Origin of the sequence: Serratia sp. CY29653, assembly GCF_052169255.1 — a bacterium.
Classification (GTDB): Bacteria; Pseudomonadota; Gammaproteobacteria; order Enterobacterales; family Enterobacteriaceae; genus Serratia; species Serratia sarumanii.
Window position 1 is genome coordinate 2,343,136 of sequence record NZ_JBJNLC010000001.1, and the last position, 19,383, is coordinate 2,362,518.

The following is a 19,383-nucleotide window of genomic DNA, read 5'->3' on the forward strand; positions in this document are numbered from 1 at the left end:
GCCCTTATGCGTCAGTCACATAAGGAGTAAGGAATGACCGATTTGGCCCACTACATTACGGACTACGGCTACTGGGCGTTGTTTATCGGCTGCCTGGCTGAGGGAGAAACCATCACGCTGCTGGGCGGCATCGCCGCCCATGAAGGCTTGCTGCACTGGCCGTGGGTGATCGCGGTGGTGGCGCTGGGCGGTACGCTGGGGGATCAGCTGCTGTACTTCGCCGGCCGCCGGTTCGAAGGCCGGGTCATCTCGCGGCTCAAGGGGCAGGAAAAGCGCATCGCGCGCGCCAGAAAGCTGATCGCCCGCCACCCAATGCTGTTCGTTATCGGGGTGCGCTTTATGTACGGTTTCCGCATCATCGGCCCGGTGCTGATCGGCGCCAGCCGCCTGCCGCCGTCGCGCTTCGTGCCGCTCAATATCCTCGGCGCCATTCTGTGGGCGACGATCTTCGTCATGCTCGGCTATTTTGGCGGCCAGGCGATCGAACGCTTCGTTACCGGCTTCGACAAAAAACTCTCCAGCCTGCTGTTTGTCGCCCTGGCGATCGCCGCCATCCTGCTGGTGCGCTTCTGGTGGCGCAAACGCCACGCGGAATAAGCCAGCGCACCTGGCGTCAGCTTTCCTGCAGTGCCGCGCGCATCAGCTCGACCAGCTCGCGCGCCGCCTTATCCAGCGGGCGGCTCTTCAGCCAGATCAAATGCATCGGCAAGCGCAGCTCGTTCTTGGTGTTTTTGAATTTCAGCCGTACCAGCCGCCCCTGCGCCAGCAGCGGCTCGGCCAGCGACAGCGGGAAATTGCCCCACCCCAGGCCCGCTTCCACCATGTTCAGCGCCATCGGCAGGCTGTCGGTGCGCCAGTAGGCCTCCGCCACCTGCGGGCGCAGATCGCCGATCGGCAGATCGCGGCTGGCCACCATGATCTGCCGCACGTTGACCAGATCCTCGAGAAACAGCTCGCCCGCCGCGCCGTCCAGCGCCGGGTGCTGCGGCGAGACCATCGCCACCAGCGATTCCGCGCCGACGGAGTGGAACTGCTCCGCGCTGTTGATGTTTAGCCCGCCGAACGCCAGGCAAACGCCAATGCGCTCCTGGTGCAGCATGTGCAGCACGTCGTCCTGCGGCGCGCTGAGCACTTCGATGTTGAGCAACGGATAACGCTGCGACAGCGTCTTCACCGCCGCCAGCAGGCTGGCGCCGTTAATGTCCGACGCCACGCCGATCGAAAGCCGGCTCTCCAGCCCCTGAGACAGTTCGATAGCGTGCACCTGCAGCTGCTTGAGCTGCCCGGCGATCAGGCGGGCGTGCGGCGCCAGGGCCAACGCCAGCGCGGTCGGCGTCGGTTCACGGTGCGAGCGATCGAACAGCGCGAAACCGAGTTCCGCCTCCATGTTGGCGATGCCCATGCTGACGGCGGACGGTACGCGCCGCAGCGCGCGGGCGGCGGCGGAAAACGAACCACGATCGAGCACCGCCAGAAACAGTTCGATATTGTCGCTGGAAAAGTTCATCGTTTAACCTGTCAGTTAAACTGACAGCTCCTGACTTTTTCTATCAATGTGATTGACGTTATCTTAGCCGCCGTCGCCGCAGAGGCAACTAAAAACAGATCGGGAGAAAACAATGCAAGGCGTCAAACGCAAACTGGTGTATGTCACCGCTTATGAAATCATCGGCATGGCGATCTCGGCGCTGGGGCTGGCGCTGCTGTCGGGCCATGCGCCGAGCAGCACCGGGCCGCTGGCGGTGGTGATCACCACCATCGCGGTCAGCTGGAACTTCATTTACAACTCTTTATTCGAGTGGTGGGAAAGCCGCCAGGCGTCGCGCACCCGCACGCTCAAGCGCCGCATTTTGCACGCCGTCGGCTTTCAGCTGACGCTGGTGGTGTATCTGATCCCGCTGATCGCCTGGTGGATGGGCATCACGCTGTGGCAGGCGCTGCTGCTGGATATGGCGCTGATCGTCATCATTCCTTGCTACACCTTCCTGTTTAACTGGGCGTTCGACAAGCTGTTCGGCCTGCCGGCTTCGGCTCTGCCGGCCGGTGAATCCGCCTAAAAAGCCCCCGCGTCCGATTCGCCTGCGCACGCTAATTACTGCGCAGGCGCCATCGCTTTATTTTCCGCCCGCCTTCCCCCTCACGCAAAATAACGTCCAAATCCCTTTAATTTGCGCGGTAATTATTATTCTGTGATTTCAATCACTTTTATCGTTCGATATTTCCGTGTTGATAATGAGACTCATCTTACTGAATAATATGCGCTTTTGTTTTCAGTTTAAAAAATACACACAATTGTTCACGCTTTGTACGCAGGTTTTTTTGCCAGCTTTATCGGGAAACGGTAGCATGCCACGCCGTTATTTAACGGCGGCTGTATACACAATAAACAGCGGAATGATGCCACGACCTCATTCTCATTACGATTGCTGATGGCAATCGTTTGCCCTGCAGCTCAGGGCGGCGTTCATCATAGACAGGTAAACAGGACGGATAATGCACTCACAAAAAAAGTCGGCGGACGATAAACACGCCGCCAGAAGACGCTGGCTAGACTCTCATGAATCCGGTTATCACAAAAGCATGGGCAACCGGCAGATCCAAATGATCGCCATCGGCGGTTCGATCGGCACCGGCTTGTTCCTCGGTACCGGCGGCCGTCTCGAACTGGCCGGGCCGGCGCTGGCGCTGGTCTATCTGGTGTGCGGGATCTTCTCTTTCTTCATCCTGCGCGCGCTGGGCGAGCTGGTGCTGCATCGCCCTTCCAGCGGCAGCTTCGTTTCTTACGCCCGCGAATTTCTCGGTGAGAAAGCCTCTTACGTCGCCGGCTGGATGTATTTCCTCAACTGGGCGATGACCGGCATCGTCGACATCACCGCGGTGGCGCTGTACATGCACTACTGGGGCACCTTCGCCGACGTGCCGCAGTGGCTGTTCGCCCTCGGCGCGCTCGGCATCGTCGCCACCATGAACATGATCGGCGTGAAGTGGTTCGCCGAGATGGAGTTCTGGTTCGCGCTGATCAAGGTGGTCGCCATCGCGCTGTTCCTGATTGTCGGCGTGGTGTTCCTCGGCACCGGCACCCCGGTCGCCGGCCACACCACCGGCATGCACCTGATCACCGAAAACGGCGGCATGTTCCCGCACGGCCTGCTGCCGGCGCTGGTACTGGTGCAAGGGGTGATCTTCGCCTTCGCCGGCATCGAGCTGATCGGCACCGCCGCCGGCGAGTGTAAAGATCCGGCCAAAATGATGCCCAAAGCGATCAACAGCGTGATCTGGCGTATCGGCCTGTTCTACGTCGGCTCCGTGGTGCTGTTGGTGCTGCTGCTGCCGTGGAACGCCTACCAGGCCGGCCAAAGCCCGTTCGTCACCTTCTTCAGCAAGCTGGGCGTGCCTTACATCGGCACCATCATGAACATCGTGGTGTTGACCGCCGCGCTGTCCAGCCTCAACTCCGGCCTCTACTCCACCGGCCGCATCCTGCGTTCGCTGGCGATGGGCGGCTCGGCGCCGAAGCTGATGGCCAAAATGAGCAGCCAGCAGGTGCCTTATGCCGGCATCCTGGTCACCTGCGGCATCTACGTGATCGGCGTGGTGCTCAACTACCTGGTGCCTTCGCAGGTATTCGAGATCGTGCTGAACATCGCCTCGCTGGGCATCATCGCCTCCTGGGCGTTTATCATCGTCTGCCAGATGCGCCTGCGCAAAGCCGTGCGCGAAGGCCGCGCGCAGCCGGTATCGTTCAAAATGCCGGGCGCGCCGTTCACCTCCTGGCTGACGCTGGCGTTCCTGCTGATCGTGGTGGTGATGATGGCGTTCGACTACCCGAACGGCACCTGGACCATCGCCACCATTCCGGTGCTGGCGGTGCTGCTGACGCTGGGCTGGTTCGGCCTGCGCAAGCGCGCGCAGGAAGTGAAGCGGGAGCAGCAGGCTCACGAAGAGCAGAACCCGCACTGAATCGACAAACCGCCCTCCGGGGCGGTTTTTTTATCCGCTATAAGCGGCCGTAGAATGTCATTCTGGCGCTTTCCGACAGCATCACGTCCGGCTGCGCATTGTAGGCCAGCACCACCAGCATGCGCGTGATGTCGCCTTCGGTCGGCGTCACCCGGTGCATGGCGTTGCGCCCGCGAAACAGCACCAAATCCCCCTCCTCCATCGCCAGCCGTTTGGCCGCCCGCTCGCCGTCCAGCACCTGCGTGACCCCGGCATAGTTCATCTCGCCGCGATCGGCGTCGCGCAGGTTCTCCACGTACTCGAAACGCCCGCCTGCCGCCGGTTTCTGGATCAGCAGCGTGATGGCGAACGACGAGTTGTCGAAGTGCCAGCCCAGCTCCTGGCCGGTGTGGGCGTAATGCAGGTTGATCGACGACAGCCGATCGGCGTAGGGATACAGCTGCGCCTCATCCAGCACCGCGCAGAGAAACGCGCGAAACGCCGGAGCGTCGTACAGCGCACGCAGCGGCGACTGCGGCGGAATATCTTCGTCGGTAATGCAGCCCTTGGACGACACCACCAGCCGGTTGCGCGCGTGATCGGCCGGCAGCGCGTCGTCCTGCGGCCGCAGATACACGTTGTGTTTGCTGGTGGCGTAAAACGCCGCGTGGTGCTGTTCGGCGCCTTCCAGCCGCACCGTCGCCAGCGCGGCGGCGCGCAGAAATCCCGGCAGTACTAACGCACCGCTGCGCTCCAGCGTTTGCCGGCAACGGGCGCGGAACTCGGCGTCGTCGATGGGATGGGCGGACAGATCGATAATATCGGCAAGTTGCGGCATGGCGTTCCCCTCGTGTGCGATAGCCGGATGCCTCTCACTGTAGCGAATGGCGCATTGCCGCCATAACAAAAATACGTTATGGATAAGCTAACCAATTCTTAGCGATAGCCCTGCCCATGCACTCACCGTCCCGCGCGCGCTTGCCCAAGCTGAGCGCCATTCTGGCGTTCGAAACCGCCGCCCGTACCGGCAGCCTGGCCCGTGCGGCGGATGCGCTGGCGCTGACCGCCGCCGCCGTCAGCCAGCAGATCCGCCAGCTCGAACAGCATCTGGGCATCACGCTGTTCATTCGCGCCAAAAGCGGCGTCACGCTGACCGAACAGGGCGCGGACTACCTGGCCTACGTGCAGGAGGCGTTCGAAACGCTGCGCGTGGCGCAGCAGCACGTCGAGCGCCAGCGCGGCAAACAGACACTGACGGTGTTCGCCCTGCCGGCGTTGGCCTCCAAGTGGCTGAACCCGGCGCTGGGCGACTGGTTGGCGCAGTGCCCCGACGGCGATCTGCGGCTGCACGCCACCCATGCGGCGGTCGATTTCGCCCATTCGGCGGCGGACTTCGCCCTGTGCTTTGGCGATCAGGACTATCCGCTGCTGGAAAAGGTGCGGCTGTTTCAGGATCGGGTGCAGCCGGTGTGCAGCCCGGCGCTGCGCGATCGCGGCGACTGGGCGCAGCTCCCGCTGATCCACGTCGACTGGGGCAAAGAGAGCCAGTTTCTGCCGGGCTGGCACGAGTGGTTTACCGCCGCCGATCGAATGCCGCCGGCGCGGCGCGGGTTGACCTATAACCTGACTTCACTGGCCATCGACGCCGCCGTGCAAGGGCGCGGGGTGCTGCTCGGCCAGCGGAGGCTGATCGGCCGTGAACTGGCGGCAGGCCAGCTGGTCACCCTGGCCGAACCGGCGCTGCCGCTCAGCAAGCCCTACTACGTGGTTTACCCGCCGCGCACGCTGGAAAAACCTGGCGCAGCGGCGTTTCTACGTTGGCTGCAGGCGCTGGCTCAGCGCGCGGTATAACCACCGTCGATGCTGTAAAACGCGCCGGTGGTGAAACTGCTGCCGTCCGAGAGCAGGAAAGCCACCGTTTTCGCCACTTCTTCCCGCGTCGCCATTCTCCCCATCGGGTGCGAAGCGGCCATCTGCGCCCGCACCGGCGCCGGCAGCGTCCCCATCGCCGGCGTCTCCACATAGCCCGGCCCGACGGCGTTGATGCGCACGCCGCGCGTGGCGAATTCCAGCGCCGCCGAGCGCGTCAGCCCCAGCACGCCATGCTTGGCGGCGGTATAAGGCGCAATCCCGGCAATCCCCACCACGCCGTTGGCAGAAGAGAGGTTCACCACCGCCCCACCGCCGCCGGCGACGATCGCCGGCAGGCCGTACTTCATGCCGAAAAACGTGCCGCTCAGGCAGGTGGCGATCACCTCATGCCAGTCTTCGACCGCGTACCGATCGATGTCTACCTCGTGCGGGCCGGTGATCCCGGCATTGTTGACCAGCAGATGCAGCGCGCCGCAGCGCCGCACCGTCTCTTCAATGCCCTGCTGCACCGACGGCGCATCGCGCACGTCCATCCGCAACGTCATCACCCGTCGACCGTCGGGATCGAGCCGCGCTGCGGCGGCTGCGAGAGGCGCTTCGTGGCGGCCGGTCATCACCACCGTGGCGCCGCGCCGAAACAGTTCGGCGGCGATCGCTTCGCCGATGCCGGTGGAAGCGCCGGTCACCAGCGCCACCCGATGTTTGAAATCTTGCATAGCCGTTCTCCTGCCAGATTGAACTCAGGGGAACAGGCTAGCGCCGGCCAGTGACAGTTTGCGGCAGCAGCGACAGCGCAGCACGTAATGCGCTCACAAAAGCCGCAAAGCCCGCTATTTTATGCCTACTTTTTCTCATGCGAGACTCCCTGTGGATACCCAACGCTACCTGCAGCATATCGGCTTTACCGGCGCCGCCCGCCCAGACCTCCCCACGTTGCAACAGCTGCACCATCGCCACATGCTGAGCGTCCCGTTCGAGAACCTGAGCATTATTTATCATCAGGGTATTCAGCTGGCGCCGGAGGCGCTGTTCAGCAAGGTGGTCGAGCGCAACCGCGGCGGTTTCTGTTATGAGCTGAACGCGCTGTTCGCCCTGCTGCTGCGGGAGATCGGTTTCAAGGTGAGCTTCATCTCCGGCGAGATCCGCGCGCGCGACGGCCATTTCGGCCCGCCCTACGACCATCTGGCGCTGCGGGTGGATCTGGCGGGCCAGGCCTGGCTGGTGGACGTCGGTTTCGGCGATTCCTTCCTGACCCCGCTGAAGATCGTCGCCGCCGAGCCGCAACCGCAGGCCAGCGGCACCTTCCACCTGGAGCGGGAAGGCGAGTATTACCTGCTGGAGCGCCGCAACGGCGACCAACGTTCGCATGCCAAAACCCTGTATCGCTTTACCGTTCAACCACGCGAACTGCATAAGTTCGACGAGATGTGCCGCTTCCACAGCACCTCGCCGCAGTCGCACTTCACCCAGCGCCTGGTGTGTTCACGGCCGACGGACCACGGCCGGGTGACCCTCAGCGACATGAAGCTGATCGTGACCGAAGATCATCAGCGCCACGAAACGACGCTGCATTCGGAAGAGGAGCGGCGCGCCGCGCTGTGGCAGCATTTCGCCATCGATTTGGATCGTTGACGGCGCAGGCGGCGCCCTTTTATTACGATTCTGTTACACCGATTGCATAACCGCGCTTGGCTGATTGCCAGCACCGCGGCGGCAGGCATCATAGGGCCATGATTCGGCAACAGAGTGCGAAAAATGATCCGTGTGATACTGGTGGATGACCATGTGGTGGTGCGCTCCGGCTTTGCGCAATTGCTCAGCCTCGAGGACGATCTCGACGTGGTGGGGCAATACAGCAGCGCGGCGGCGGCCTGGCCGGCATTGCTGCGCGACGACGTCAGCGTCGCGTTGATGGACATCGCCATGCCGGATGAAAACGGCCTCAGCCTGTTGAAGCGCCTGCGGGCGCAGAAGCCGCAGTTCCGCGCGATCATCCTCAGCATCTATGACTCCCCCACCTTCGTGCAAAGCGCGCTGGACGCCGGCGCCAGCGGCTATCTGACCAAACGCTGCGGGCCGGAAGAGCTGGTGCAGGCGGTGCGTTCCGTCGATATGGGCGGCCATTACCTGTGCGCCGACGCGCTGCGGGCGCTGCGCGGCGGCGAGCAGCCGGCCACGGCGCTGGAAGCGCTGACCCCACGCGAGCGTGAAATCTTCGATCTGCTGGTCAAAGGCGACAGCGTAAAGGAGATCGCTTTCAAGCTCGCGCTCAGCCATAAAACGGTGCACGTGCATCGCGCCAACGTCCTGGGCAAGTTGCAGTGCAACAGCACCATCGAGCTGGTGCATTTCGCCCTCGACCATCAGTTGCTGGCGGGGCATTGATGTCGCCCAAACTCCGGCCCTGGGTTATCTCGCTATTTATCCTGTTGGCCTGGGGCAGCGGCTGGCTGATGCTGTGGACGCTCGGCTTCTATCTGACCCACAACGGCAACCAGGCGGCGCTGTTTCTGCCGCACGGCGTCTATCTCGCACTGCTGATCCTGCTGGCGCGCCGCTATTGGCCCGCCCTGATAATTCCGCCGGTGCTGTTGCTGTTCTGGCTGCACGGCGAACGCCTGCTGAGCGGCTACGGCCTGCTGGCCGCGCCGTTTATCACCCTGCTTCCGGCCGCGGTCGCGCAACGACTCTGGCACCGTTTTCCGCTCTACTGGCAGCGGCTGACGCTGCTGCTGGCTGCGGTGACCGCCGCCTCGCTGCTCAATACCACCCTGCTTTCGCCGTTTGTGCCAAGCCCGGCGATGCTGCTTGGCCTGGCGTCGTTTACCGGCGGCGTCTTGCTGGCCCCGTTCGTCTACCTGATCTTTGAATTTCTGCGCCAGCAGCACCGTTACCACCTGCTGGGGCTGGACACCCCCAACCCGCCGCTGCGCGCGTCCTTAATCATCTGGTGCAGCCTGTTTTTCGTTATCGGCATCGGCACGCAGATGGTGCTGTCGCCGGAAATCGAACGCCTGCTGCTGATCGTGGTGTTTCTGCCGAACGTGGTGATGGCGTGGAAGTTCGGCTGGCAGGGCGGCGTGCTGTCCGGCCTGCTCGGCAGCATGATGATCACCCTCGCCCGGCAGGTCGGCGTGGGGTTCGGCAATCTGGTCGAGCTGGAAATCTTTCTGGCGACGCAGGCGCTGCTCGGCATCGGCTTGGGCATCGCCATCAGCCGCCAGCAGCACCTGGCGCAAAACCTGCACCACTATCAGCGTCGCCTGGAAGAAGAGCTGGCGGCGCGGCGAGCGCTGACCGAAAAACTGATCCACACCGAAGAAGACACGCGGAAAAATCTGGCGCGCGAGCTGCACGATGAAATCGGCCAGAACATCACCGCGATTCAAATCCAGTCGCAGCTGGTCAAACGGGCGCGCGATCCGGCGCAAACCCAGGCCGCCGCGCACCAGATAAGCGAGCTCGCCCGGCGCATTCATCACTCCACGCGCCAGCTGCTGCGCCAGCTTCGCCCGCCCGCGCTGGACGAGCTGGCGTTCAAAGAGGCGCTTCACCACCTGCTGAGCGAATTCGCCTTTGCCGAACGGGGCATCCGCTGCCGTTTCGACTACCGACTCATAGACACGCCCGCCGGCGAAACGGTGCGCTTCACCCTCTACCGGCTGCTGCAAGAGCTGCTCAACAACGTGTGCAAACACGCCGAAGCCAGCGAGGTCGCCATCGTCTTGTATCAACAGGGCACGCTTTTGCACCTCGAGGTGCGGGACAACGGCGTCGGCATCCGCGCGGACAAGGCGCCCGGCCTCGGCATTCAGGGGATGCGCGAGCGGGTCAGCGCGCTGGGCGGCGAGCTGACGCTGGAAACGCATTGCGGCACGCGGGTAATTGTTAACCTGCCCACAAATTTGCAACAAATCATCGACTAACTAGGAAAAAGTCTTAGCCACTCCGGACTTTCTCTCATCCCCTTTCCCTTTCACCTTCTTATAGTCAGCACCAGGGAGGCGGCTATGCAGGCACGCTCGGCATCTGAAATCGATCATCGTTACCGCGCGCTGCGCCCGCGACTGCTGCTGTACATGGTCATCGGGTACGCCGCCTTTTACCTGACGCGCAAAAGCGTGAACTACGTGCTGCCGGCGCTGCAAACGGATTTGGGGCTGGATAAAGGGGACATCGGCCTGCTCGGCTCGCTGTTTTACCTGAGCTACGGCCTGTCGAAATTCGCCGCCGGACTGTGGCACGACGGCCACGGGCAGCGCAGGTTTATGGGGATCGGCCTGTTCGCCACCGGCTTGCTGAACGTGGCGTTCGCCTTCGGCGAATCGCTGACGCTGCTGCTGGCGGTCTGGGCGCTGAACGGCTTCTTTCAGGGCTGGGGCTGGCCGCCCTGCGCGCGGCTGCTGACCCACTGGTATTCGCGCAACGAGCGCGGCTTCTGGTGGGGCTGCTGGAATATGTCGATCAACCTCGGCGGCGCGATCGTGCCGCTGATCAGCGCCTTCGCCGCCCAGCGCTGGGGCTGGCAGGCGGCGATGCTGATCCCGGGCGCCGTCAGCATGGTGTTGGGCATCTGGCTCACGCGGCGGCTGACGGGCACGCCGCAGGAAGAAGGCCTGCCGTCGGTCGGCCGGTGGCGCCACGATCCGCTGGAGCTGCGCCAGGAACAGCAAAGCCCGCCGATGGGGCTGTGGCAGATGTTGCGCACCACGATGCTGAAGAACCCGATGATCTGGCTGCTCGGCGTCTCTTACGTACTGGTCTATCTGATCCGCATCGCGTTGAACGACTGGGGCAATCTCTGGCTGACGGAAAGCCACGGCGTCAACCTGCTCAGCGCCAACGCCACGGTGATGCTGTTCGAGGTAGGCGGCCTGCTCGGCGCGCTGTTCGCCGGCTGGGGCTCGGATTTGCTGTTCGGCGGGCAGCGCGCGCCGATGATTTTGCTGTTCACGCTCGGGCTGATGGTTTCCGTCGCCGCGCTGTGGCTGGCGCCGGTGCATCACTACGCGCTGCTGGCGGGCTGTTTCTTTGCGGTGGGCTTTTTTGTCTTCGGCCCACAGATGCTGATTGGCCTCGCCGCCGTGGAATGCGGGCACAAAGGCGCAGCGGGCTCCATCACCGGTTTTCTCGGCCTGTTCGCTTACCTGGGGGCCGCGCTGGCGGGCTGGCCGCTGTCGCAGATCATCGAAGGCTACGGCTGGTCAGGCATGTTCAGTTTGCTGTCGATCGCCGCCGTTCTTATGGGTTTATTGCTGATGCCGCTGCTGATGGCGAGCGTTACCACCTCTACCGAGAGAAGGATAAAACAATGAAAAAAACCTTAGTCACTACCCTGATAGCTTCCGGCATCGCGCTGGCCACGCTGAGCGGCGCCGCGCACGCCAAGGGCCGCCTGGTGGTCTACTGCAGCGCCACCAATGAAATGTGCGAAGCGGAAACCAAAGCCTTCGGCGAGAAATATGACGTGAAAACCTCGTTCATCCGCAACGGCTCCGGCAGCACACTGGCGAAAGTGGACGCCGAGAAGAAAAACCCGCAGGCGGACGTCTGGTACGGCGGCACGCTCGATCCGCAATCCCAGGCCGGTGAAATGGGGCTGCTGCAGCCGTACAAATCGCCGAACCTCGAACAGGTGATGCCACAATTCCGCGATCCGGCGAAGCTGAAAGGCAACTACTCCTCGGCGGTCTACGTCGGCATTCTCGGCTTTGGCGTCAATACCCAGCGCCTGAAAGAGAAAAACCTGCCGGTGCCCAAGTGCTGGAAAGACCTGACCAAGCCGGAATACAAAGGCGAGATTCAAATCGCCGATCCGCAGAGCTCCGGCACCGCCTACACCGCGCTGGCGACCTTTGCCCAGCTGTGGGGAGACGATCAGGCGTTCGATTATCTCAAGCAGCTGAACGCCAACGTCTCACAGTACACCAAATCCGGCATTGCCCCGGCGCGCAACGCCGCCCGCGGTGAAACGGCGATCGGCATCGGTTTCCTGCATGACTACTCGCTCGAAAAGGAACAGGGCGCGCCGCTTGAGCTGATCTCGCCTTGTGAAGGCACCGGCTACGAAATCGGCGGCGTCAGCATCCTCAAAGGCGCGCGCAACCTCGACAACGCCAAGCTGTTCGTGGATTGGGTGCTGTCGAAAGAGGCGCAGGAACTGGCATGGCAGAAAGGCAAGTCCTATCAGATCCTGACCAATACCACCGCCGCTACCTCGCCGAACTCGCTGAAGCTCGACGATCTGAAACTGATCAACTACGACATGGACAAATACGGCTCGACCGAGGTCCGCAAGGCGCTGATCAATAAATGGGTCAGCGAAGTCAAGATGGGTAAATAAGCCCGCATTCTGCGCCTGTTGCCGGGTAAGCCTCACGCCTTACCCGGCCTGAACATCCGGGAAACTTATGTCACATACACATGCTCTCCATCTCGTGAAAAAACGAGATGCGATATTCCTTTGGGTCTTGCTTGGCTGGCTGGCGTTCGCCCTGCTGCCGAGCTGGAGCCTGGATTACGGCCTGCTGGAGTCCACCGGCGATGAAATCCTCGCGGCCTACGGCTGGTCACACCGCAATGTCAGCTGGCTATGGTGCCTGTTGCCGAGCCTGCTGCTGCTTCGCCCCTACGCCCCGGCGGGCGGTGAACGGCGGCGGCGCCACGCGTTCGATGCCGGTTGGGCGCTGCTGTGCATGGCCTTTATCGTCGTCAGCGCCACGGTGGCGGGGCGCGGTTTAGGCTACGCCACCCTGGTGCAATTGACCGCGCTGGGCGCCATCATGACGCTGGCGCTGACCCGCCTCGAATGGCTGGGCGGCGACCGTTTCGTTATCGGTGCGCTGGTCACCATCGTGGCGCTGATCGGCGTCTTCATCGTCTGGCCGAGCATCGCAATTTTCATTCCGATGTTCACCGACCAGACGGGTGCGTTCGCGCCGCTGACGTTTATGAACGTGCTGTCGCAGGCGCATATCGTTCAGGTGATCCTCAACTCCATCGCCCTGTCGATCGCGGTGGGCGCCGGCTGCACCTTCTTCGGCCTGGTGCTGGCGATTTACACCACCCGCATCGCCAGGCGCAGCGCCATTATCGGCCGCATCTTCTCCATCCTGCCCATCGTCACGCCGCCGTTCGTCGTCGGCCTGGGCGTCACGCTGATGATGGGGCGCTCCGGCTACGTCACCGAGTGGATGGTGGCCTGGTTCGGCCTGACCAACACCAACTGGCTGTACGGCTTTACCGGCATCTGGCTGGCGCAGGTGCTGGCGTTCACGCCGATGGCGTTCATGATCCTCGACGGCGCGATCAAGACCATTCATCCTTCGCTGGAAGAAGCCTCCTACACCCTGCGCGCCAGCCGCTGGCAAACCTTTAACGGCGTGTTCGTGCCGCTGCTGAAACCGGCGCTGGCCAACGCGTTTCTGATCGTGGTGGTGCAATCGCTGGCCGACTTCAGCAACCCGCTGGTGCTCGGCGGCAACTTCGACGTGCTGGCGACGCAAATCTATTTCTACATCACCGGCTCACAGCTCGACTATCAGGCCGCCAGCACCCTCGGCGCCTTCCTGCTGCTGTTCTCGCTGCTGGTGTTCTGCATTCAGTACCTGTGGATCGGCAAGCGTTCCTACGTCACCGTGTCCGGCAAATCCTACCGCGGTGACGTACAGCCGCTGCCGGTCACGCTGGTGTGGGGCGTGATCGCGCTGCTGGCGGTGTGGATAGCCTTTAACGCCCTGCTCTACGGCAGCATTTTCTACGGCAGCTTCACCGTCAACTGGGGGGTGGATTACACGCTGACGCTGGATAACTTCATCAAGCTGTTCGGCCAGGGCATGAGCGACGGCGCGTGGCCTTCGCTGCTCGACACGCTGCTGTACGCCGGGATCGCCGCGCCGATCACCGCCGCGTTCGGCCTGCTGATCGCCTGGATCGTGGTGCGCCAGCAGTTCAGGGGCAAAAAGACCATCGAGTTCACCACCATGCTGTGCTTTGCGGTGCCGGGCACCGTGGCCGGCGTCTCTTACATTCTAGCCTTCAACAGCGCGCCGGTGTACCTCACCGGGACGGCCGCCATCGTGATTATCTCGATGGTGATGCGCAACGTGCCGGTGGGCATTCGCGCCGGGATCGCCGGGCTGGGCCAGATAGACAAATCGCTGGACGAAGCCTCGCTCAGCCTGCGCGCCGGCTCGCTGCGCACCATCACGCACATCCTGCTGCCGCTGCTGCGCCCGGCGATCCTGTCGGCGCTGATCTACAGCTTCGTGCGCGCCATCACCACCGTCAGCGCCATCGTCTTCCTGGTCACCCCCGATACCCGGGTGGCCACCGCCTACATCCTCAACCGCGTGGAAGACGGCGAATACGGGGTGGCGATCGCCTACGGTTCAATTCTGATCGTGGTGATGCTGGCGATTATTTTCCTCTTTGACTGGCTGATCGGCGAGGCTCGCATCTCCCGTTCAAAAGCCAAAAACCAGGCGTAATGGAGCCCATGATGAGCCAGAAAAATTTCGTTGAACTGCGCAACGTCTCCAAACGGTTCGGCAGCAACACGGTGATCGATAACATCGCGCTCACCATCCCTCGGGGGCAGATGGTGACGCTGCTCGGCCCTTCCGGCTGCGGCAAGACCACCATTTTGCGCCTGGTCGCCGGGCTGGAGAAACCGAGCGACGGGCAGATATTCATTGATGGCGAAGACGTCACCCATCGTTCCATCCAGCAGCGTGACATCTGCATGGTGTTCCAGTCTTATGCCCTGTTCCCGCACATGTCGCTGGGGGAAAACGTCGGCTATGGCCTGAAGATGCTCGGCATTCCGCGCGCCGAAGTGAAAGCGCGCGTGCAGGAAGCGCTGGCGATGGTGGATCTGGCGGGGTTCGACGATCGCTATGTCGATCAGATCTCCGGCGGCCAACAGCAGCGCGTGGCGCTGGCGCGCGCGCTGATCCTCAAGCCGAAAGTGCTGCTGTTCGACGAGCCGTTGAGCAACCTCGACGCCAACCTGCGCCGCAGCATGCGCGAAAAGATCCGCGAGCTGCAAAAGCAGTTTGATATCACGTCGCTGTACGTCACCCACGATCAGAGCGAGGCTTTCGCGGTCTCAGACACCGTGCTGGTGATGAACAAGGGGCATATCATGCAGATAGGCTCGCCGCAGGATCTCTATCGGCAGCCGGCGTCGCGCTTTATGGCGAGTTTCATGGGGGACGCCAACCTGTTCCCGGCCGGCTTCAGCGCGGACTATGTCGATATCAGCGGCTATCGCCTGCCGCGCCCCGCGCACTTTGCCACCGAAGGCGCCGGCACGGTGGGCGTGCGGCCGGAAGCGATCACGCTGAGCGAGCACGGCGAGGAAAGCCAGCGCTGCGTGATCCAGCATGTCGCCTACATGGGGCCGCAGTATGAAGTGACGGTGGCGTGGCATGGGCAGCAAATTTTGCTGCAGGTTAACGCCACTCGCCTGCAGCCGAACGTCGGCGAACATTATTATCTGGAAATTCACCCCTACGGCATGTTTATGCTGGCGGACGCGGCATAATAAGCATCACTCTTAAGCGTTAGAATAACGGCCATTCCGCATGGAATGGCCGGAAATAACCGTCTCAAAAACCGTATTTATCTATTTTTACAATTCCACCCAAGTCCTTGTTCAATCGAAAAATAAATATATCCGCATTCATTAAAAAATAACCGCCAGGGCCGATAAGGGTGATATTTTTATTTAGATAGGGTAAGCTTTATCCCGCAGTCGAAATTATTTAACGGCCAACTCAAGGAGAAATTCATGAGCAACAATGCAAACGCACAGGCGCAGCTGGATAATTTACGCAACGTCGCTTCCCAGCTGAAGGAAATGCGCCACTATGCGCAGTCGAATACCGAGACGCTCTCCGCACACTGGCTGGCCTTCGATCAGGGGGAATGCAAAAATAAGGCATTCGCCGAAGCCATTAACGACCTGTTGAATAAACAGGGCGCCTGCCTGGAAGGGCTGGAAAAAACCATTCAGGATATCGAGATAGAATTGAACCGTCTCGACAACGCCGCCTGATAATACCGATTTAAATAAACCCGCCGCGTGCGGGTTTATTTTTAGCTACGGCAGATGACGCGCGCAATATCCCCTGACGTCGTCAGCGCGCGTATTTCGCTGAACAGTTCGGTGGCTTCGTCATATTCTTTACGCAAATAGCCCAGCCACTGTTTGATGCGTGCCACGTGATACAGGCCGGTATCGCCCTGCTTTTCCAGATGGACGTATTTTTGCAGCAGCTCAACCACCTGCGGCCAGGGCATGCGCGGTTCGTTGTACTTCACCACCCGGCTCAGGTTCGGCACGTTGAGCGCGCCGCGCCCCAGCATGATGGCGTCGCAGCCGGTCGCCTGCAGGCAATCCTGCGCGCTCTGGTAATCCCAGATCTCGCCGTTGGCGATCACCGGAATGCTCAGCCGCTGGCGGATCTCGCCGATCGCCGCCCAGTTGATGCGATCCGCCTTGTAGCCGTCCTCTTTGGTGCGGCCATGCACCGTCAGCTCGCTGGCGCCCGCCTGCTGCACCGCATCGGCGATTTCAAAACTGCGGCTGGAGGAGTCCCAGCCCAGGCGCACCTTCACCGTGACCGGCAGATGGGCCGGCACCGCCGCGCGCATCGCTTTGGCGCCCTGGTAGATCAATTCCGGATCTTTGAGCAGCGTCGCCCCGCCGCCGCTGCCATTTACCAGCTTGGACGGGCAGCCGCAGTTGAGATCGACGCCGTAAGAGCCCAATTCCACCGCACGCGCGGCGTTCTCCGCCAGCCACTGCGGGTACTGCCCCAGCAGCTGTACGCGCACCAGCGTGCCCGACGGCGTGCGGCTGGCGTGGCGCAGCTCCGGACACAGCCGGTAGAACGATTTGGCCGGCAGCAGCTGATCGACCACGCGCAAAAATTCGGTGATGCACAGATCGTAGTCGTTCACCTCGGTGAGCAACTCACGCACCAAAGAATCGAGAACGCCCTCCATCGGAGCCAATAATACGCGCATGACCAATCCCAGCTAAAAAAAGACCCGCAATGATACGGGTGAATGCCCGCGCCAGACAAGCCTCTGCGGGCATTAAAAGCGCCGTCAGCCCAGCCGGCGGATCGGTTGGCCGGCGAGGAACGCCGCAATGTCCTCGACCGCCTCGGTGAAGTAGGCGCGGTAGTTGTCGTCCGCCACGTAGCCCACATGCGGCGTGGCCAGCACGTTGGGCAGCTGACGAAACGCATCGTCGGCCGGCAGCGGCTCCGTCTCGAACACGTCCAGCCCGGCGCCGGCGATCTTCCGCTGTTGCAGCACGTCCACCAACGCCGCCCGATCGACGATCGCCGCACGCGAGGTGTTGATCAGGTAAGCGGTGGGCTTCATCGCCGTCAATTCGTCACGCCCCACCAGCCCGCGGCTGCGATCGCTCAGCACCAGGTGGATAGAGACAAAATCGCTCTGCTCGAACAACGCCCGTTTGGACGGCGCCAGTTCAGCCCCCTCCTGCGCCGCCCGTTCCGCCGTCAGGTTCTGGCTCCAGGCCAGCACCCGCATGCCGAACGCCTGCGCCACCCGGGCCATCTGGCCGCCGATCTTGCCCAGCCCCAGTAGCCCCAGCGTTTTCCCCTGCAGGGTGACGCCGAGATCCCGCTGCCACGGGCCGTTGTTTTGCAGCCCGACGCTTTCCGGCACGATATGCTTCGCCAGCCCGAGCAGCAGCGCCCAGGTCAGCTCCATCGGCGCCGCCGATCCGCTGCTGGTGCCGCACACCACCACGCCGCGCTCGGCGGCGGCGGCCAAATCGATAGCGGCGTTGCGCATGCCGGAGGTGATCAGCAGCTTCAGCTTCGGCAGCCGCGCCAGCAGCGAGGCGGTCATCGGCGTGCGCTCGCGCATGATGACCAGAATGTCGCACTCCTGCAGATGCACCGCCAGCTCCGCCTCATCGGTAAAGTGCGCGCTGATGGCGGACACCTCCACCCGCTCGGCCAGCGCCGACCAGTCCGCCATCTTGAGCGCCACCTGCTGGTAATCATCGAGAATTGCGCACTTCAATTTCATCTCCGTCTCCTGGAATCTAGGGGTAGCCACCGTCCAGCCTAGTACGAAAATGCCTTTCCGCCAGGCAAAAAAAAGCCGCCCGTATCGGCGGCTTACTCTTAGAGCAATCAGGCTTATTCGGCCGGTTTGCGATTGCGCGGGCGGCGCGAAGGCGCGCCGGAACGGCGCTGGCCGTCACCCTGCGGGCGGGCGTTACCGTTGCCGTTGCCGCGGTTTTCACGCTGGCCGCCGTTCGCGTTACCGCTGCGCTGACCGCCGCCGTTACCGGAACGCTGGCCACCGCCGTTGCCGCGCGGCGCACCGCGCCCGCCACCCTGGCGGCCGTTGATGATCGGCTCGGCCTTGATGGTCGGATCCGGCTCGTAGCCCGGCAGCGCGATGCGCGGAATTTCACGCTTCAGCAGACGCTCGATGTCGCGCAGCAGCTTGTGCTCGTCCACGCACACCAGCGAGATAGCTTCGCCGGTGCGCTCCGCGCGGCCGGTACGGCCGATACGGTGCACGTAGTCTTCCGGCACGTTAGGCAGCTCGTAGTTCACCACGTGCGGCAGCTGGTCGATATCCAGACCGCGCGCCGCGATGTCGGTGGCCACCAGCACGCGGATGCGGCCGTCTTTAAAGTCCGCCAGCGCACGGGTACGGGCGCCCTGGCTCTTGTTGCCGTGGATAGCCGCGGCGGTGATGCCGTCTTTGTTCAGCTGCTCCGCCAGGTGGTTGGCGCCGTGCTTGGTGCGGGTAAACACCAGCACCTGTTTCCAGTCGCCTTCGCCGATCATCTGCGACAGCAGTTCCCGCTTACGCTTCTTGTCGACGAAGTGCACGCTCTGTTCGATCTGCTCGGACGCGGTGTTGCGGCGCGCCACTTCTACCGAAGCCGGGTTGTGCAGCAGCTTGTTGGCCAACGCCTTGATGTCGTCGGAGAAGGTGGCGGAGAACAGCAGGTTCTGACGCTTGGCCGGCAGCTTGGCCAGCACGCGGCGGATGTCGTGGATAAAGCCCATGTCCAGCATGCGGTCCGCTTCGTCCAGCACCAGAATTTCGATTTTGGACAGATCAACCGCGTTCTGATGTTCCAGATCCAGCAGACGGCCCGGCGTCGCCACCAGGATATCGACGCCGCCGCGCAGCTTCATCATCTGCGGGTTGATGCTCACGCCGCCAAACACCACCAGCGAACGCAGGCGCAGGTGTTTGCTGTAGGCATCGACGTTTTCGCCGATCTGCGCCGCCAGCTCACGGGTTGGCGTCAGGATCAGCGCGCGCACCGGGCGACGGCCCTTGACCGGATGGTCATGCTTGCTCAGCAGCTGCAACAGCGGCAGGGTAAAACCGGCGGTTTTACCGGTGCCGGTCTGGGCGCTGGCCATCAGGTCACGACCTTCCAGCACGACAGGAATAGCCTGACGCTGAATTGGCGTCGGTTCGCGATAGCCCTGTTCTTCAACAGCGCGCACAATTTCAGCACTTAAGCCGAGGGTTTCAAATGACATAAAG

The 19,383-nt window shown here is 62.5% G+C and carries 18 protein-coding genes; 12 read left to right on the forward strand and 6 right to left on the reverse strand.

The annotated features are described in order from the left end of the window. Positions 1 to 33: 33 nt before the first annotated feature. Entirely contained in the window at positions 34 to 597 is a 564-nt protein-coding gene (locus tag ACJ8HN_RS11305) for a DedA family protein (RefSeq protein ID WP_033647075.1), read from the forward strand. Between the two features lie 16 nt (positions 598 to 613). On the opposite strand, the gene ACJ8HN_RS11310 is transcribed toward ACJ8HN_RS11305, so the two are convergent. Continuing rightward, entirely contained in the window at positions 614 to 1,507 is an 894-nt protein-coding gene (locus tag ACJ8HN_RS11310) for a LysR family transcriptional regulator (protein WP_033647076.1), read from the reverse strand. A gap of 112 nt (positions 1,508 to 1,619) precedes the next feature. Between ACJ8HN_RS11310 and ACJ8HN_RS11315 the strand changes: the two genes are divergently transcribed. Then, the gene (locus tag ACJ8HN_RS11315; RefSeq protein WP_060425504.1) at positions 1,620 to 2,057 is read left to right on the forward strand and encodes a PACE efflux transporter; all 438 of its coding nucleotides are present in this window, start codon (positions 1,620 to 1,622) and stop codon (positions 2,055 to 2,057) included. A gap of 436 nt (positions 2,058 to 2,493) precedes the next feature. Next, the gene (gene ansP / locus ACJ8HN_RS11320; RefSeq protein WP_033637529.1) at positions 2,494 to 3,960 is read left to right on the forward strand and encodes an L-asparagine permease; all 1,467 of its coding nucleotides are present in this window, start codon (positions 2,494 to 2,496) and stop codon (positions 3,958 to 3,960) included. A gap of 37 nt (positions 3,961 to 3,997) precedes the next feature. Here the strand turns inward: ansP and ACJ8HN_RS11325 are convergent, their stop codons facing one another. Continuing rightward, positions 3,998 to 4,777: a HalD/BesD family halogenase gene (locus tag ACJ8HN_RS11325; protein WP_060420961.1), complete on the reverse strand. Its 780-nt coding sequence runs from the start codon at positions 4,775 to 4,777 to the stop codon at positions 3,998 to 4,000. Between the two features lie 116 nt (positions 4,778 to 4,893). Here ACJ8HN_RS11325 and ACJ8HN_RS11330 point away from each other — a divergent pair, with 116 nt between their 5' ends. Then, entirely contained in the window at positions 4,894 to 5,790 is an 897-nt protein-coding gene (locus ACJ8HN_RS11330) for a LysR substrate-binding domain-containing protein (RefSeq protein ID WP_308414974.1), read from the forward strand. Here the strand turns inward: ACJ8HN_RS11330 and ACJ8HN_RS11335 are convergent. Then, entirely contained in the window at positions 5,775 to 6,527 is a 753-nt protein-coding gene (locus tag ACJ8HN_RS11335) for an SDR family NAD(P)-dependent oxidoreductase (RefSeq protein WP_308414975.1), read from the reverse strand. The genes ACJ8HN_RS11330 and ACJ8HN_RS11335 overlap by 16 nt on opposite strands. Positions 6,528 to 6,678: 151 nt before the next feature. Here ACJ8HN_RS11335 and ACJ8HN_RS11340 point away from each other — a divergent pair, with 151 nt between their 5' ends. The 8 genes from ACJ8HN_RS11340 (at position 6,679) to ACJ8HN_RS11375 (ending at position 15,871) form a co-directional block, all read left to right on the forward strand. Next, on the forward strand, positions 6,679 to 7,443 hold the full coding sequence (locus ACJ8HN_RS11340) for an arylamine N-acetyltransferase family protein (protein ID WP_432503326.1): 765 nt from the start codon (positions 6,679 to 6,681) through the stop codon (positions 7,441 to 7,443). Positions 7,444 to 7,566: 123 nt separating this feature from the next. Further along, the gene (locus tag ACJ8HN_RS11345; protein ID WP_033647090.1) at positions 7,567 to 8,196 is read left to right on the forward strand and encodes a response regulator transcription factor; all 630 of its coding nucleotides are present in this window, start codon (positions 7,567 to 7,569) and stop codon (positions 8,194 to 8,196) included. Further along, entirely contained in the window at positions 8,196 to 9,737 is a 1,542-nt protein-coding gene (locus tag ACJ8HN_RS11350; RefSeq protein WP_432503322.1) for an MASE1 domain-containing sensor histidine kinase, read from the forward strand. Before ACJ8HN_RS11345 ends, ACJ8HN_RS11350 begins: the two co-directional genes overlap by 1 nt. A gap of 60 nt (positions 9,738 to 9,797) precedes the next feature. Continuing rightward, positions 9,798 to 11,126: an MFS transporter family glucose-6-phosphate receptor UhpC gene (uhpC, locus tag ACJ8HN_RS11355; RefSeq protein ID WP_228657724.1), complete on the forward strand. Its 1,329-nt coding sequence runs from the start codon at positions 9,798 to 9,800 to the stop codon at positions 11,124 to 11,126. Next, positions 11,123 to 12,154: an ABC transporter substrate-binding protein gene (locus tag ACJ8HN_RS11360; protein ID WP_033647097.1), complete on the forward strand. Its 1,032-nt coding sequence runs from the start codon at positions 11,123 to 11,125 to the stop codon at positions 12,152 to 12,154. Before uhpC ends, ACJ8HN_RS11360 begins: the two co-directional genes overlap by 4 nt. 67 nt (positions 12,155 to 12,221) lie before the next feature. After that, positions 12,222 to 14,300 (forward strand): ABC transporter permease, encoded by a 2,079-nt coding sequence (locus ACJ8HN_RS11365; RefSeq protein WP_442523433.1) that lies wholly within the window; start codon positions 12,222 to 12,224, stop codon positions 14,298 to 14,300. An 11-nt stretch (positions 14,301 to 14,311) separates the two neighbouring features. Continuing rightward, positions 14,312 to 15,358 carry a ferric ABC transporter ATP-binding protein gene (gene fbpC, locus ACJ8HN_RS11370; RefSeq protein ID WP_033653496.1) on the forward strand — a complete coding sequence of 349 codons (1,047 nt, stop codon included), beginning with the start codon at positions 14,312 to 14,314 and terminating at the stop codon, positions 15,356 to 15,358. A gap of 246 nt (positions 15,359 to 15,604) precedes the next feature. Then, on the forward strand, positions 15,605 to 15,871 hold the full coding sequence (locus ACJ8HN_RS11375) for a hypothetical protein (protein ID WP_033637517.1): 267 nt from the start codon (positions 15,605 to 15,607) through the stop codon (positions 15,869 to 15,871). A 41-nt stretch (positions 15,872 to 15,912) separates the two neighbouring features. Here the strand turns inward: ACJ8HN_RS11375 and dusC are convergent, their stop codons facing one another. The 3 genes from dusC to rhlE all read right to left on the reverse strand — a co-directional run bounded on the left by dusC (position 15,913) and on the right by rhlE (position 19,379). Beyond that, complete coding sequence (gene dusC / locus ACJ8HN_RS11380) at positions 15,913 to 16,845, reverse strand: tRNA dihydrouridine(16) synthase DusC (protein WP_412088939.1); 933 nt, start codon at positions 16,843 to 16,845, stop codon at positions 15,913 to 15,915. An 84-nt stretch (positions 16,846 to 16,929) separates the two neighbouring features. Further along, positions 16,930 to 17,889: a D-2-hydroxyacid dehydrogenase family protein gene (locus ACJ8HN_RS11385; protein WP_048321350.1), complete on the reverse strand. Its 960-nt coding sequence runs from the start codon at positions 17,887 to 17,889 to the stop codon at positions 16,930 to 16,932. A gap of 113 nt (positions 17,890 to 18,002) precedes the next feature. After that, positions 18,003 to 19,379 (reverse strand): ATP-dependent RNA helicase RhlE, encoded by a 1,377-nt coding sequence (gene rhlE / locus ACJ8HN_RS11390; protein ID WP_033637514.1) that lies wholly within the window; start codon positions 19,377 to 19,379, stop codon positions 18,003 to 18,005. Positions 19,380 to 19,383 lie beyond the last annotated feature (4 nt).